Genomic DNA, 14,436 nt, shown 5'->3' with positions numbered 1-14,436 from the left:
ACGCACGAGAAGGCCAGCGCCATGCCCGAACAACCGTCCGCGAGTCCGGTCCCGGCGCCCAACGCCGAGCAGAAGCGCATCGCGGTCCAGAGTTTCGCCAAGGCCAAGGAGCTGCTCGCGGAGGGCGGATACGACTACGCCATCCAGTTGCTGCTCACCTGCTGCAAGCTCGACCCGGCCAACTTCCACTACCGGAAGCAGCTCCGCGAGACGCAGAAGGCCAAATACGGAGACAACCTGCGGGGCAGCCGGTTCGCGTTCCTCACCACCCCGCGGTGGAAGGCCAAGCTCCGCACCGCGAAGCGCAACCGCGAGTACCTGAAGGCCCTGGAGCACGGCGAGCAGGTGCTGTGCCGCAACCCGTGGGACCTGGGCGCCCAGATGGACATGGCCGAGGCGTTCGACGCGCTGGGGCTGTCGGACCTCGCGGTGTTCTCGCTCGACCAGGCGCGCCAAAAGCACCCCAAGGACGCCACCCTGAACCGCGCCCTGGCGCGGCTGTTCGAGAAGCGCGGCGACTTCCAGAAGGCGATGATCCTCTGGCAACTGGTCCGCGAGGCCAGCCCGAGCGACGTGGAAGCGCAGCACAAGGCGAAGGACCTCGCCGCCAACGCCACGATCCAGAAGGGCGGTTACGAGCAGGCCGCGGCCGGCACGAAGGAGTCGCCGGTGGTGGGGCGGATCGAGTCGCGCGCGACCGAGAAGGCGGACCGGCTGACCCGCGAGGCCGGGCCGCTGCTGACCCGCATCGCCGCCGACCCGACCGAGCCGAGCCTGTACCTGCAACTGGCCGCGGTGTACCGCCGCGGCGGCCAGGAGGACCGCGCCCGGGCCGTCCTCCAGCAGGGGCTCGGACCGACCGGTAACGCGTTCCAGGTCCAACTGGAACTCATGGAACTCGACCTCGCCCCGGTGCGCAAGAACCTCGAACACGCGGACGCGCGGCTCAAGAAGCTGAAGGCCCGGTCCGCCGACGACACCGACACCGGAACCGACGAGGAGATGACCGAGGCGGAACTCGCCGCCCTCCGCGCGAAGCTCCAGAAGGAAGTGCTGTCGCGCGAGATCGAGCTGTACCGGGTCCGGGCGGACCGGTTCCCCAACGAGCCAGGCCACCGCATCGAACTCGGGACGCGGCTGCTAAAGGCGGACCAGATCGACGAGGCGATCGCCGAGCTTCAGCAGGCCCGGCGCGACGACCGCCTCAAGTGGCGGGCCGCACTGTACCTCGGGCTGTGCTTCAAGAAACGGAACAACTGGCGGCTCGCGCAGCGGAACTTCGAGGAAGGGCTGACCGGCGTGCCCGAGTCCGAGGAGCCGGTGAAAAAGGAGCTGCTGTACCAACTCGCTACCGGCGCCGCGGAGAACGGCGACCTGGCCCGCGCGCTGGACCTGGGGCACGAACTGGCGAACCTCGACTTCGCCTTCAAGAACATCGGCAAGCTGCTCGACGAGTGGCACGATCGGACGCAGTCCGCGTGACCGAAGTGGGAGAACATTTTGACAGGATTAACAGGATGGACAGGATGTGAAAGGCAAAGCTGCTTACTGTCTTTCACATCCTGTCCATCCTGTTAATCCTGTCAAAACGGCTTTCTTGCATCTCCTTCAAATCAGCCATGCACACAATTCGTCTTGGCCCGCCGTGGGAAGTCGCCTCGGCGGACGGCACCGTGCGTCACTCCCGAAAGTTCGGACGCCCCCGCACGCTCGACCCGAACGAGCGCGTTTGGCTCGTGTGCGAGCACGTTCCCGGATCGGGGGAAGTGACTGTAAACGGCGTGCTGGTGGGTACGCTCGCAACTGCCGGTTCGTTCGCGGCAGACATAACCGCGCGGCTCGCGCCCCGCAACGAAGTGGCGTTGGTGGTTGCGTCGGAGGCGCCGCTCGGGGCGGTGGCGCTTGAGATTCGCGAGGGTTGAGTCTTTCCCTGGGACCGCGGCCGTCCCGGCCGCTTTCGCTGTTGGGCAGAAGAAACGGTTGGCCAAAACGCGCTGATGCGATCCGCTTCGCGGAGCAAAGCGGCCGGGACGGCCGCGGTCCCAGGGGGAAAACTCAGCCCGTCCAGTTGCCCGATTTCCACGTCAGGTCGCGCACGGGCGCCAGTACCTCCAGCACTTCGGCCAGGAGCGATTCGTCGATCGGCGTGCTCATCGCCTTCAGGTTAACCTCCAACTCGCTCCGGCGCGCCGCCCCCGTGAGCGTACAGGGCACCTGCTTCAGCCCGAACGCGAACTGCATCCCCAGAAACGCGATGTCCGTGCCACGCGAGCGGCATAGCTCAGCGGCCCGTTGGCACGTCGCGATCAGTTCCGGCGGTCCCGGGAACCACGGCTGCGGCCCCTGGTTCGTGAGCAGCCCCATCGCGAGCGGGCTGGCGTTGATCACCCCGACCCCGTGCGCCGCGGCGGCAGGCAGGAACTTGGTCACCAGGGTCGTGTCAGCCAGGTGACCGTGCGCGTAAGAGATGACCACATCAAGAGCGCACCGCTCGGCGGCCTGTTTTAGCAGCCCGAGCGGGTAGCACGACATCCCGATGAACCGCGCCTTGCCTTCTTTTTTCAGGTCATGGAGCGTGCGGTACGTCTCGTTGAACACGTACTCGTAATCGGTCGCGAACTCGATGTCGTGGGCCAGCAGAACGTCGACGCACTCGGTGCGGAGCCGCTTGAGCGACCCCTCCACGCACTTCCGTGTTCCTTCCGGGGTGAAGTCGAACACGGCCCGGTCGAGCCGGCAGGCCTTCGTACAGACGAAGACCTTCTCGCGCCAGCCGCCTTCGAGCGCGCGGCCGAGGAACTCTTCGGACGCCCCCCGGCCGTAGTACGCGGCGGTGTCGATGAGGTTCACGCCGGCGTCGATGGCGGTGCGAACGCAGTCGGTGATCTCCGCGTCGGACACGGCCCCGTACTGCTGGCCGAACGCGGCCCCGCCGAGCCCCAGGGCGGACACGGAGAGGCCCGTTGTGCCGAGCGGGCGACGTTCCATGAGAAACTCCGGAGAGGTTCACCCGCAGATCGGCGCGGGCAAAAAGGCATTACAAACTCACGACGCTCTTTTCCGCGATGCTCTTCTCGGCGGCCTCAATCATCTTCTGCGCGGTGATGGCGTCGTCGAGCGTGCTGAGCGGCTTCTGCCCCATCCGCAGGCAGTCGATCAGGAAGTGCCGCACCTCGTTGGTGATGGAACCCTGGTACGCCGTGTAGGTCTGGCTGTGGACCAGCCCCGGCTTGATCTCGACGTGGTCCCGGTAGCTGTACCGGGTGCTGCCCGCGGTGCCGATCACCTTCACCATGACCGTCCACGGGTCGGCCGCGTGGTCGTCGGCCGCGAAGCTCGCGCAGAAGTGCGCGAGCGCCCCGTTGTGCAGCCGCATCTGCACCATCGCGATGTCCTCTTCCTTGTACTCCTTGTAGTGCAGCGTCGCCTTCATCGCGCACAGCTCGACCGGCTTGCCGACCAGGTAGAGCATGATGTACGAGTGGTGCGTCAGGATCTGCCGGACGACGCCCGGGTACCGCGACGCCACGTCTTCCGGGTGGTGGATGTTGTACATGACGTAGGCCGAGACGATCTTGCCCAGGTCGCCGTTGTCCACCAGCTCGCGGGTGCGCACCATGCCGCCTTCGTAGACGTAGTTGTGCCCCGGCATGCACACCAGGTCTTTGGCCCCGGCGAGCGCCTTCATGCGCTCGATCTCGGCGACCGTCACGCCCACCGGCTTCTCGACCAGCACGTGCTTGCCCATCCCGAGCGACTGGACGGTGTACTCCAGGTGCGTTTCGAGGTTGGTGAGCACGAAGACGGCGTCGATGTTGGGATCGGCGACGAGCTCCTCGGGCGAGGCGTAGTTCTTGCAGCCGAACTCTTTGGCCCGCTGGTTGGCCCGGTCCTGGTTGCGGTTCCACAGCCCGACCAGTTTGGCGCCGGGGCACTTCTTGATCGCGGCGGCGTGCAGAACGGAGATGTCGCCGGCGCCGATGAGCCCGACGCCGATCGTTTCTTTCGTAATTGGCATGAAATGCTCCGGAGGGGTGCGTGTGAGTTGTAGTCACGCGCCCGGTGCGGAGCAAGCGCCCCGCGGCGGCCGCCGGGCACACGGCACACCAAGGGCCGTACAGTTGGAGCGCGTTCCCGTTCTCCGTGGCCGCCGCGGCGCAGTGGTGAACCCGTTCCAGCGCCGGCGCGGGTCGCGATGGGGGCGCGTGTGCGGCCGCCCCGAGCGCCCGACGAACGCGCCGCGCGGGTCGGCGCTTGCCGCACGCGCCGGGCCACGGGTAAAGTGGTCGGTGCCGCTTCGTTTCGCCCGGAGTAGACCGTCATGCGCACCGCGTCCGCCTTTGTCGCCCTGGTTCTGCTGGTCGCACCGACCACGGCGGCTGACCCCGTGAGCCTCAAGTGGTCCCTCAAAGAGGGCGACTCGTTCTACGCCACCACCACACAGGAGATCGACCAGGCCATCAAGGTGATGGGCCAGACGGTGAACCAGAAGATGACCACCACGACGGTGGCGAAGTTCGAGGCCAAATCGGTCAAAGGGGGCGGGTTCGAGGTGAAGATGACCTACACGAAGATGACGATGGACGGCGCGCTCGGGAACGGCGGCGGGCTCACCGACCGGTTCAAGGGCGCCAGCCTCACCGCGACCTTCGATAAGGGCTTCGAGCTGAAGAAGCTCGAAGGCTACGACAAGTTCCTCAACCAGCTCAGCGACGGCGACGACGGGATGAAGAAGGTGTTCCAGGCGGTGATGCCCGAGACCGCCGTGAAGCTCATGTTCAGCCAGGTGTTCGTCGGCTCGCCGAAAGAAAAGGCAGCCGTCGGCGACAAGTGGAGCCGGACCGACAAGGTGCCGCTGGCGGGCCTGGGCGAGCTGACCAACAAGACGCAGTTCGCCCTCGACGGCGTGTCGGGCGACGTGGCGACCCTGAAGACGACCGGCGACGTGACGTTCAAAACGGGCGAGGGCGGCGACGCGCTGCCGTTCAAGGTCGTGAGCGCCGACATCAAGAGCGACGAAGTGAAGGGCACCATCCTGTTCGACCTGAAGGCGGGCCGCCTCAAATCGTCGTCCACGTCCATGAAGCTGAAGGGCACGATGACGATCGAGGTGATGAACCAGCAGGTGGATGCGGAGATCGACCAGAAGGCGACCACGAAGGTCGAGCTGAGCGACAAGAACCCGGTCCGCGATTAGTAGTTCGGAACGCGGAATTCGGAATGAACACAGAAAACTAAGCCGACTGAAGCGACGGCTTTAGTCGGCGGGGGCCTTGCTTCACTCCGCATTCCGAATTGCGCGTTCCGAATTACTAATCACCCCCGCGGGTCGTGAATGAACCCGGTGACGGTGACCGGCTCCGGGGTCTCGACCTCGCTGCCCGGGATCAACTCGCCCATCGCGCGGACGATGTCGTCGCGGATGCTCACGAACGCCGCCGCGGCCGTCGGGTCGAACTGCTTGCCGGCCTGGCGCTCGACCTCCCCGAACGCCCACGACGGGGGCTTCCCCTTCTTGTTCTCGTGGTACGGGCGGTTCGAGGTCATCGCGTCGAACGCGTCCGCCACCGCCACCACCCGCGCCAGGAGCGGAATCCCCTCGCCCGCCAAGCCGTCCGGGTAGCCGCCCCCGTCCCACCGCTCGTGGTGGCTCCGCACGATGGGAATGATCGGCCCCATTTCGGGAATGGAGGAGAGGATCTCCGCGCCCTTGGTCGTGTGCTTCTTCATCAGCTCGTACTCGTCGCCGGTGAGCCGCCCCGGCTTGCGCAGGATGGCGTCGTCGATGCCGATCTTGCCGATGTCGTGGAGCGGCCCGCCGATCCGGATCAGTTCGATCTGGTCCTCGGGCAGGCCCAGCTTCTCGCCCAGCATCGTCGCGTACCGGGTGACCCGCTGCGTGTGGTTGCCGGTGTAGTCGTCGCGCAGCTCGACCGCCTGCGCCAGCACCGTGACCGTCTTCTGGAACTGCTCCTTCTGGCGCCGCAGCAGTTGGGCGCTCTCGATCGCCGCGGACACGTGCGCGGCCAGGGCGTCGGCCAGGTGCAGATCGTCCTCGGTGAACGGGTTCTGCCAGAAGCTGCGGTCCAGGTGCAGCACGCCCAGCCGCTTGCGCGGGGTGCGCAGCAGCACGCACAGCACGCTCGCCATCGCCCCGTCGGCGATGCTCTGCGTCACCTTCGACTCCTCGTCGCCGGTGAGCGTGCTGTAGAGCAGCGACACGCCGCTGGCGAAGCACCGCTGGGTCAGCTTCTTCGAGTAGTGGAACCGCCCCGGGGGCTCGCCCTGGCCGACCGCCAGCGCCCGGAGCCGCATCTTCGGCTCCGGGCCGTCGCTCTCGGCCAGCACGATCGCCCCGCGCTGGGCCTCGAGCACGCTGACCGCGTCGTTGAGCACCGCGTCGAGCAGTTGGTCCTCGCTCTGGGTGTTGACGAAGTGGTGCCCGGCGCGGAGCAGCGCGAGCATCTGCTCGCCGGCCCGCGGCATGTGGTTGCGGTCGTAGGCGAGCCGCCGGATGCCCTCGTCGAAGCTCGACACCGCCGCCGCGACGACGTGCTGGTTCGAGGGCGGCCCCTCAACCCCGTCGGTCAGCTCGACGATCACCGCCACCTTACCGAACTGGACGATGTCGCGCGATTTGAGCGGCTGCTCGCCCGGCCCGATGCGGACGCCGTTGACATACGTGCCGTTGGTGCTGCCCACGTCGCGGACGTACCAGCCGTCGTCCCCGTGCAGCACCTCGGCGTGGCGGCGGCTGACGGAGCTGTCGTCCAGGACGATCTCGAGGGTCCCGATGCGGCCGGCCCGGAGCTGGGTGTCCGACTCCCACACCTGCCCCTTGATTTCGCCGCTCAGGCCTCGCAACCGAAGGGGACGTTTCACGGCCCTGCTCCTTCACCGGACCACCGGGACCGGTTCTATTTTCCGACGTGATTAAACCGAGTGTACCACGCGGATCGACGAAACGGGGGAGGCGAAATGCCGAAACGTCGCGTTCTTTACCTGGCAGTTCCCTCGGGAGGTGAATTGTCCTCCCGCCACAGAAAAGCACCCGGCCGGGGGCCACGGCGGGCGATTCAACGGGCGAAGGTGTTGACCGCGCCGGGCGTCACGGGCGGTCGCCGGGGCGGCCGAGGACGGCGTCCGAGCGGTTCATGCCGGCGCCCACGTGTCCGAACGCGTTGCGGTAAATGTCGTCCCCGTTCGGCCCGACGAACGGGGACGTGGTCGCGCGAACGTTCCCGCCGACGAACAGAACGTTCATGCAGCCCGAGTGCGGCGACACCGGCCCGTCCCCCGGCGCCGCGCGTGCGGTCGGGAAGTCGGCCGAGATCGGCATCGTGTCGTGCTCGGTGCCTTCCGGGCCGGCCGGGTCCGGGCGGCGCAGGCCGAGCAGCCGGCCGTCCGGCTCGCGGAACCCGAGCGTGTACGTGTACGCGACGAACGCGTCCGCGCCCGGGCACCCGGGCCGGTAGCCGGCGGGCAGGTGGCCTTGCTCGCCGAGCGACGCGGCGAACGTGTCGGCGGTCGCAGCCGGGTCGATTTGCGGGTACCGGCCCTGCGGGTCCGAGTCCGCGTACCCGGACAGCCCGGTGTGGAGCCCGCGCAGGCTGTTCTGGCAGGCGTACACGCGCTGCTGCTGCCGGGCCTTGGCGATCCCCGAGGTGACCAGCCCGAACGCCAGGAACGCGATCCCGGCGGCCACAACGATTTCGGCCCGGAGCCGGCGCCCGGGCGCCGGCTCCGGCCCGTCGCTCACCGGCGGCGCGGGGCGGGCCGCCCCTGGAACCTTGGCCCGCGTACCCGATCCGAACTCCAGCTCGCCCGGCGCGTCGGCGAACCCGCGCAAGAGTGCCATAACGGCCGGCTCGCGCGGCGCCGGCCGGGCCGGGCGCGGCTCGTGCGCGACAACGTGCTGTGCGACCCGCGCGATGGCACGGACGGCGAGCCCCGGCGGCGGTTCGGGCGGGTTGTCGCGCTCGGCCGTGGTGCCGGCGAGCAGCGGGCTCAGCGACCGGCGCATGCGGTCCAGGCGCGCCGCCAGTTCGGGCGCGAGCGACAGGCGCGTCTCGACCGCGGCCCGCTCCTCGGGCGTCAGCAGGTCGAGCACGTATCCGAGCAGGTCTTCGTCCGACATGGTTGTGGCGCCCTGCGGTCCGGAGCGAACTACGCGGAAGAGGGGGCGTGGACGCCCGTCTCTTCATCATTCTTCTCGACGCCCGGTTCTCCGGGCCCGTCGTGTGCGGCCCCCCACCCCTCGGTGAGCTTGGCGAGTGCCGCGTGCAGCCGCGACTTCACGGTGCCGACCGGGATGCCGAGCGCGTCGGCCACATCGCGGTACTTGAGCCCCTGGAAGTACGCCAGGAGCACCACCTGGCGGAGCAACTCCGGCAGGCGGTCGACCGCGGCGCGGACGAGCTCGCGCTGCTCGGCGCGGTCGGCGGCGGCGGGCGGCTCGTCACCCGCCGCGGGCAGCAGTTCGAACAGCGGTCGGGGCTGTCCGTCCTCGTCGGCCGTGGTGACCACGTCGGCGCGCTGGTCGGCGCGGCGGTTGCGGCGCCGCAGCGCGTCGATGGCCTGGTTCGTCGCAATCGCGTACAGCCACGGCCGCACCGGCCGGTCGGGCTCGTACTGCCCGAGTTTCGTGTACACCTGAACGAACGTGTTCTGGAACACGTCGTCGGCCAGGTCGTCGTCTCCGAGGTAGCGCCGCAGGTACCCGAACAGCTCTCGCTCATACCGGCGCACGAGGACCCCGAAACAGTCCCGCTCGCCGGCCCGGAGCCGGGCGAGCAACTGTTCGTCGGACTCCGGCGGGTGGCGGTTGGGTTCCAGCACGGCCCTCAGCCCCTGTACGTTGCGCACGGGCCGTGCGTTCGCGCGGCGAGAGAATAGGAAGGGCAATTCCCCTGTAGTGTATCATATCGTCACACCGGCGAGGGAGCGAGGCGGCCTGGCGGTGCCCCGGAGCCGCCTTCCGCCGACGTGGGGATCATTTCGGCACCGCGAAGTCCACAACCGACCCGCCGTCGGCCACTTCGGCGCGGAGCGGTGTGTTCCGGAACTCGTTGTAAGACTCGGGGACGCGCGGCCCACTCGGCCGTGCCCCCTTGGCCCCGTCCTCCCCCTCCGGCGGTCCCTCCGCAGCGCCGCCTTGGCCGCCGAGCAGGTTCGCGTCGAGCAAGCCGACGCGGTGCCGGCCCACAACGGCCCCCGCCTGGGTCGGCCCGGCCGTCAGGCGGTACCGGCCGGACCGGTCGGTCAGCCCGGTCGAGCGCGGCCCCAGCGTCCCGGCCTCGGGGTCCGGGAAGAACGTGACCAGCACGTTCGGCAACGGCTTGCCGTCTCGGGTCACGGTCCCTTCGACGGGCGCGAACTGGAACTTGGGCTCGCCGCACCCGGTCGCCACAAGCGCGGCCATCAGTACGCCAAGCCGGCCCGGTCGCCAGCGCATGTTCGGGTCTCCATGTTTGTAAGGTGGGGCCGCACGGGACCGCGCGGCCAGAGGAAGGGGTAACGGCCTTCCGCCGCCGGCCGAAGTGCGGCCGGCGGAACGGGTACGCGGGCGGCCTCATACACGTACCCGGTGATATTGCCGCGTTCTTGACGAGCCGCGACCGCCAGGGAGCGGTGCCACGTACCCCGCTCCCTGGCGGTCGCGGCTCGTCAAGAACGCGACACCGCAGGCGGGTTCATGTATCAGTCCGGCGTGGCGACCTCGCCGCCGGCGCGGGTGGACAGGGCCGACAGCAGCCCGGACGAGTTGTTGATCGCGTCGGATATGTAACGCACGGACGCGTCGCTCATGGCGAAGTTGGCCCCGCCCGTGTGCCCGCTCCCGAACGCGTAAATCCGGGGCGTCACGAGCGCGGCCGGCACGGGAACGGCGGTACCAGTCGGGACCGCCAGCCGGACGTTCAGCGGGTACGAGCCGTTCCCGGGGAGCGCGCCCGAGCCCTGTCCGGCCGTCCCCCAGAGCGAGTTGACGTAATACGGGAACGGCTTGTTGGCGTACGTGGTGCCGACGATCGCCGGGTCCCACTGCGGGTCGCTGTTGAAGAACTCGCCGAACAGCACGGTGCCGGACGTGCCGTCGGTGATGTCGGTGATGCGGACCCCCGCGCCCGGCGCGGAACTCGACGGGGACACGATCACCCCGTCGTTCCACTGGGAGCAGCAGAGCGTCGCCTTCGTCGAGACGCTCGGCCGGTAGCTCGTCACGCCGTAATAGTTGAGCGTGGAGATCGGCTTGTACGCGACCGGGCTCTGGGCCCCGACGTCCGCCGGGCACACGAGCACCTTCGGCACCATGGCCCCGGGCGCGTCCGGCGAATCGTAGGTGCCCGCCACGGTCCCCAGCCCGAGCGAGTAGAAGGACGTCCCGGCCCGCGGGGCCACCAGCGCGAGCAGCCGGTCGTACAGGGGCTGTTGCTCCATGTACGGCAAGAGCGGGATGAACGGGGAGCGGTACCCGAGCCGCACCGGGGCCGTCGACGCGCTCACCGCCAGCACGGGGAACCGCTCCTCCGCCGCGTGGAAGTTGTGCGCGGCGAGCGCGATCTGTTTGAGGTTGTTTTGGCAGCTCATGCGGGCCGCCGCGGCGCGGACCTTCTGGACCGCGGGCAGCAGGAGCCCAATGAGGACGGCGATGATGGCGATCACCACCAACAGCTCAATGAGCGTGAACCCACGGGCGCGACCGTTCGCGTTCGACACGGTACTCTCCTCCTCGGAATGAAAACGGATGATGTTGCGCCGCGACCGCGGGAGAGGGTGCGTTCGCGTCCGCCGGGCCGGGGCCGCGGCGGTCAGTCGCCCGGCGGTGCCAGCCGCCGGAGCGCGGCGCGGGCCTCGGCGGCAGCGGGGGCGTGGTCCGGCCCCCGCGCCAGGTCTCGTAGCAGTTGCAGCGCCGCGGGGGCGGGGGCGAGCCGTTCGAGGGCCGCGACACACCGGACCGCCTCCAGACGCCGGCCACGGGCCGGGCCGTCGAACGGCGCGAGCCGGCCCGCCGGCCGCTCGGCGTCTTCGGGTCGGCTCATGAGGCGGTCACGCAGCGCCGGGACCGCGGCCCCCGGGGCGGCGCAGAGCTGGCCGGCGGCGCGGGCCGCGGGTGCGGGGGCGGCCGTCGCCAGCACCTCGACCAGAGCCCGGGCGCCGGCCCCCGGCGCGCCCGGCGGCAAGGAACGATCGGGGACGGCCCACACGAGCGCCGTACCGTCGGCGCTGCCGGACGCGAGTTGTCGCCCGTCCCGGGCGAAGGCCAGGGCCAGGGCCGGCCCGCGGTGCCCGCGGTACGTCGCGACCGCCCGCCCGGTCTCGGGGTCGAACACGCGCACCACCCCGTCCCGGCCGGCGGCCGCGAGCCGGCCGTCGGGGGCGAACGCCAGCACCGTCCGCTCGTCGGCCTCCGCGTCGAACGTCACCGCGGGCGCCCACGACGCCACCTCCCACGAGCGCAAGCGGAACCCGCCCGCGTCGGCCCGCTCGACGGCCGCAACCCAGCGCCCGTCGGCGGACAGGGCGAGCGGCGGCCGATCCGGGTTGTTCTGCGTGAACGCGGTTTCCAGCCAGCACCGCTTCTGCCCGGTCTCGCTCGCCCACACGCCCAACCCGTGCCGCCCCGGGCTGTATGCCAGTACCGACTGCCCGTCGGCCGAGAACGCGAGATACGACGCGCCGGGGCACTCCGGGATGCTGGCAACCTCCCGACCGGTCGCGCGATCAACGACCGTGACCCGGTCTGCGCCCCCCCAGGCTTGCCAGCGGCCGTCGGCGGACGCGGCATACGGACGCGCCGCAGACGGCGGCGGCAGGGGCACCGCCACCGGGAGCCCCTCGGAACTCGCGCCCCGCGCGTCGTACCGCGTTAGGGCCCAGCCCCCGGCCGCCGTGGTGCTGCGCTGGAGCAGGTCGAACCGCGCCGCGCGGTCGCTCGCCCACACGTCGGTCGCCAGCAGGCCGGGCCGGTCCACCCGGACCTCCCGGCCGGCCGCGGTCGCGTCGATCGGCGTGAGGTGCAGTTGACGCAGCCGCGAGACCGTCGCCAGGGTCGTGCCGTCGCCGGAAAAGGTCACACCCGTGACCGGCCCCCGGGGGCCGCCGGCCGGCCCGACCGGCCGCCCCGTGTCCACCTCCCACAGCCCGACGGCTCCGTCCGCGACGGCGGCCACGAGCCGCCCGTCCGGGGACACCCGCCGCCCGGCGATCGCGGGCAGCACTTGAACGGGCGACAGCCCCTCGGCGCGGGCGGCGGCGCGGCACTCGCGGCCGTCCGCGGCCGCGCGGAACCGGACCGCCTCGCCCCCGCACTCCAGCAGCGTCCGGCCGTCAGAGGAGAAAGAGACGAACGCGTCCGGCGCGGCCGGCTCGCGGCGCCACACCTCCGCACCGGTCGCTCGATCCCAGACGCCGATCCCCGCCGGGCCGGCGACCGCCAGTGAGCGCCCGTCGGGCGCGAAGGCCAGGCCCCGGACGACCGTCTCGGAACCGTCGAGTCGGCCCCGCAGTGCCCCGGTCGCCACGTCCCACAGTTCCACCCCGCCCCACCGCCCGCAGGCGGCCAGCGCGGAGCCGTCCGGAGAGAAGACGACCTTGTGGGCGCACCCAGAGAGATTCCGGAGCACTTGCCCGGACCCGGCGTCGAGAACGGCCACCGGGTGACCGCCCGTCGCCACGGCGACGAGCCGGCCGTCGGGCGACACGGCGACACAATAGGCCGGGTACAGTTCGGGGCCGGGCGGGAGCCGGTGCTTCCAGAGCGGGAAGGCCGCGGCCGGGGGCAGGCCGACCGCCCAGACCTCGCGCGTGCCCCCGACAACCAGCGCGGCACCGTCCGGCGTGGCGGACAAACTGACGGCCCCTTCCGGGCCTTCGAGGCGCTCCAGTTCCGCCCCCGTGGTCGCGTCCCACAGGCAGATATCGCGGGTGCCGTGAACGGAGGCCACCGCGCGACGGGCGGGCAGGAATGCCACGTCACCGCCCCACCCCCAGATGCCGTGCCGCAAACGCACCGTACCCACGCGCAACACGGCCCCGTCCGGCAGCGGGTCACCAAAGGCGTCGTGCCGGGGCGGTAGTGCGGCAGTCGGTTGCGGCGGCGGCGGCGGCGTGGTCGGAAGCGCGGCGACCGACAGGCCCGCGGCGACGGCGACCAGCCCGAGCACCCACGCGAAGGGGCGGACACCAGGGGCCACGGCCGCGACGAGCGCCGCGACCGCCGGGGCGACCGGCCCGCCGGCGGCCGCCCGCATCGTGTCCGCGACCGCCCGGGCCGGCACCTCGGCCTCTAAAAGGATGCCCAGAAAAATCGGCAGCGCGACGCCCCGGCGGGCCAGGCGCTCGCGGAGCAGGTTCCGCGCCGTCTCCAGCCGGCGCTTGAGTGTGGCGACCGAAAGGCCCAGGTCCCGGGCCGCCTGGTCCCGGGTCTTCCCCTCGAAGTAGCAAAGGACGACCGGCCCCCGGAGGCGCTCGGCCAGGGCGTTCACCTCCACGTTGACCAGGGAGAACACCTCCCGCGCGGTCACCGGGTCGTCGCCGGCCGAGTCGCTGACCTCGGCCGGCGACGACCCGCTCGGGGCGCGCGCGACGCGGTTGGTTTGGCGCGCCGCGAGGCGCACCGCGACCCCGTGCAGCCACGCCGCGATCGCCGCCGGCCGGCGGATGCGCCCGGCGTGGCGGGCCAGGGCCAGGAACGTGGCCTGAAACACGTCCTCCGCGGCGTGCGGGTCCGGGGCCTGCCGGGTGCAGACGTTCCAGACCATCCGCCCGTGCCGGCGGAGCAGCTCCTCGAACACCCTCTCGTCGTGAGTGCGCGCGTACTCGCCCAGCAGATCCGCGTCCGACCGACCGCAAAAGCTGTTCCCGCCGGAGAGCTTGCAGATGTGAGACAGGATCAAGTTCAGGGTCATCGTGCCCTCGGCCGGCCGTCGATGAACGATCGATTACCTTCAATAGTTCCGCGTGAGATCGACGCGGCTCATATTTTTGTTCCTCACGAGCATGAAAAATGGGCTCGGAGCGCAGTAAGGCATTGCTGGAAAACGCGTTGAGGAAATTTACAAATCCTGCACGCGGTGCGCACAAGGTCTTCTCTTCTTGCGCACAGGCTGGGCGGATGAGCAACACGTGAGCGAGTAACGCGGCAACGCCGAGATCTGAAGTCGGCTAAACAGCACCTTGTGAGTCGTAACGTTTTGCCTTGTAAGATACTTATCGCCTTAGTGGCCGGTTGGGACGTTTGCCCAATCTGTCAGGAGCTAACATCGCCCGGACCTGAGTGGTTGCGGCGCTTGTCTGGACACGCCGCGACCGCCAAAGGGCGAGAGATGTGGCACCGCTCCTGCCAAGATGTCGCCCCGCCAGCCGGGGCGCCGAAGCCGGTCCAGAAGTGGGCACCCACGGCGTTGTATGTCAGTACGGACGCACGAACCGATACCA

The 14,436-nt window shown here is 70.1% G+C and carries 11 protein-coding genes; 3 read left to right on the top strand and 8 right to left on the bottom strand.

Annotated elements, in window-relative coordinates; translation table 11 throughout:
• Positions 1 to 21: 21 nt before the first annotated feature.
• Both GobsT_RS01520 and GobsT_RS01515 read left to right on the top strand, forming a co-directional pair.
• Positions 22 to 1,482 carry a tetratricopeptide repeat protein gene (locus GobsT_RS01520; protein ID WP_010040091.1) on the top strand — a complete coding sequence of 487 codons (1,461 nt, stop codon included), beginning with the start codon at positions 22 to 24 and terminating at the stop codon, positions 1,480 to 1,482.
• A 191-nt stretch (positions 1,483 to 1,673) separates the two neighbouring features.
• Positions 1,674 to 1,922 carry a hypothetical protein gene (locus GobsT_RS01515; protein ID WP_109571351.1) on the top strand — a complete coding sequence of 83 codons (249 nt, stop codon included), beginning with the start codon at positions 1,674 to 1,676 and terminating at the stop codon, positions 1,920 to 1,922.
• Between the two features lie 133 nt (positions 1,923 to 2,055).
• Here the strand turns inward: GobsT_RS01515 and GobsT_RS01510 are convergent, their stop codons facing one another.
• Both GobsT_RS01510 and GobsT_RS01505 read right to left on the bottom strand, forming a co-directional pair.
• Positions 2,056 to 2,988, bottom strand: a complete 933-nt coding sequence (locus GobsT_RS01510; protein WP_010040092.1) for an aldo/keto reductase — start codon at positions 2,986 to 2,988, stop codon at positions 2,056 to 2,058.
• Positions 2,989 to 3,037: 49 nt separating this feature from the next.
• A complete protein-coding gene (locus tag GobsT_RS01505) occupies positions 3,038 to 4,018 on the bottom strand; it encodes a Gfo/Idh/MocA family protein (protein ID WP_010040094.1) in 981 nt (326 codons plus the stop codon).
• A 303-nt stretch (positions 4,019 to 4,321) separates the two neighbouring features.
• Here GobsT_RS01505 and GobsT_RS01500 point away from each other — a divergent pair, with 303 nt between their 5' ends.
• Positions 4,322 to 5,197 (top strand): DUF6263 family protein, encoded by an 876-nt coding sequence (locus GobsT_RS01500; RefSeq protein WP_010040097.1) that lies wholly within the window; start codon positions 4,322 to 4,324, stop codon positions 5,195 to 5,197.
• Between the two features lie 119 nt (positions 5,198 to 5,316).
• On the opposite strand, the gene GobsT_RS01495 is transcribed toward GobsT_RS01500, so the two are convergent.
• The 6 genes from GobsT_RS01495 to GobsT_RS01470 all read right to left on the bottom strand — a co-directional run bounded on the left by GobsT_RS01495 (position 5,317) and on the right by GobsT_RS01470 (position 13,907).
• Positions 5,317 to 6,882 (bottom strand): HD domain-containing phosphohydrolase, encoded by a 1,566-nt coding sequence (locus tag GobsT_RS01495; protein WP_010040100.1) that lies wholly within the window; start codon positions 6,880 to 6,882, stop codon positions 5,317 to 5,319.
• Positions 6,883 to 7,108: 226 nt separating this feature from the next.
• Complete coding sequence (locus GobsT_RS01490) at positions 7,109 to 8,137, bottom strand: hypothetical protein (protein ID WP_010040101.1); 1,029 nt, start codon at positions 8,135 to 8,137, stop codon at positions 7,109 to 7,111.
• A 29-nt stretch (positions 8,138 to 8,166) separates the two neighbouring features.
• Positions 8,167 to 8,865: an RNA polymerase sigma factor gene (locus tag GobsT_RS01485; protein ID WP_010040102.1), complete on the bottom strand. Its 699-nt coding sequence runs from the start codon at positions 8,863 to 8,865 to the stop codon at positions 8,167 to 8,169.
• Positions 8,866 to 8,992: 127 nt separating this feature from the next.
• Positions 8,993 to 9,454: an Ig-like domain-containing protein gene (locus GobsT_RS01480; protein ID WP_010040103.1), complete on the bottom strand. Its 462-nt coding sequence runs from the start codon at positions 9,452 to 9,454 to the stop codon at positions 8,993 to 8,995.
• 245 nt (positions 9,455 to 9,699) lie between these two features.
• A complete protein-coding gene (locus tag GobsT_RS01475) occupies positions 9,700 to 10,716 on the bottom strand; it encodes a DUF1559 domain-containing protein (protein ID WP_010050939.1) in 1,017 nt (338 codons plus the stop codon).
• Between the two features lie 92 nt (positions 10,717 to 10,808).
• Entirely contained in the window at positions 10,809 to 13,907 is a 3,099-nt protein-coding gene (locus GobsT_RS01470; RefSeq protein WP_109571352.1) for a sigma-70 family RNA polymerase sigma factor, read from the bottom strand.
• Positions 13,908 to 14,436 lie beyond the last annotated feature (529 nt).

It is taken from the genome of Gemmata obscuriglobus (assembly GCF_008065095.1).
Lineage (GTDB): Bacteria > Planctomycetota > Planctomycetia > Gemmatales > Gemmataceae > Gemmata > Gemmata obscuriglobus.
The sequence above is the reverse complement of the archived record's forward strand: the minus strand, read 5'-3'. Positions and strand labels throughout refer to the sequence as shown.

Bases quoted from the DNA above. Each gene is read 5' to 3' on its own strand.
- GobsT_RS01520 (WP_010040091.1), top strand. From the start codon at position 22: ATGCCCGAACAACCGTCCGCGAGTCCGGTCCCGGCGCCCAACGCCGAG.
- GobsT_RS01510 (WP_010040092.1), bottom strand. From the start codon at position 2,988: ATGGAACGTCGCCCGCTCGGCACAACGGGCCTCTCCGTGTCCGCCCTG.
- GobsT_RS01505 (WP_010040094.1), bottom strand. From the start codon at position 4,018: ATGCCAATTACGAAAGAAACGATCGGCGTCGGGCTCATCGGCGCCGGC.
- GobsT_RS01500 (WP_010040097.1), top strand. From the start codon at position 4,322: ATGCGCACCGCGTCCGCCTTTGTCGCCCTGGTTCTGCTGGTCGCACCG.
- GobsT_RS01490 (WP_010040101.1), bottom strand. From the start codon at position 8,137: ATGTCGGACGAAGACCTGCTCGGATACGTGCTCGACCTGCTGACGCCC.
- GobsT_RS01480 (WP_010040103.1), bottom strand. From the start codon at position 9,454: ATGCGCTGGCGACCGGGCCGGCTTGGCGTACTGATGGCCGCGCTTGTG.
- GobsT_RS01470 (WP_109571352.1), bottom strand. From the start codon at position 13,907: ATGACCCTGAACTTGATCCTGTCTCACATCTGCAAGCTCTCCGGCGGG.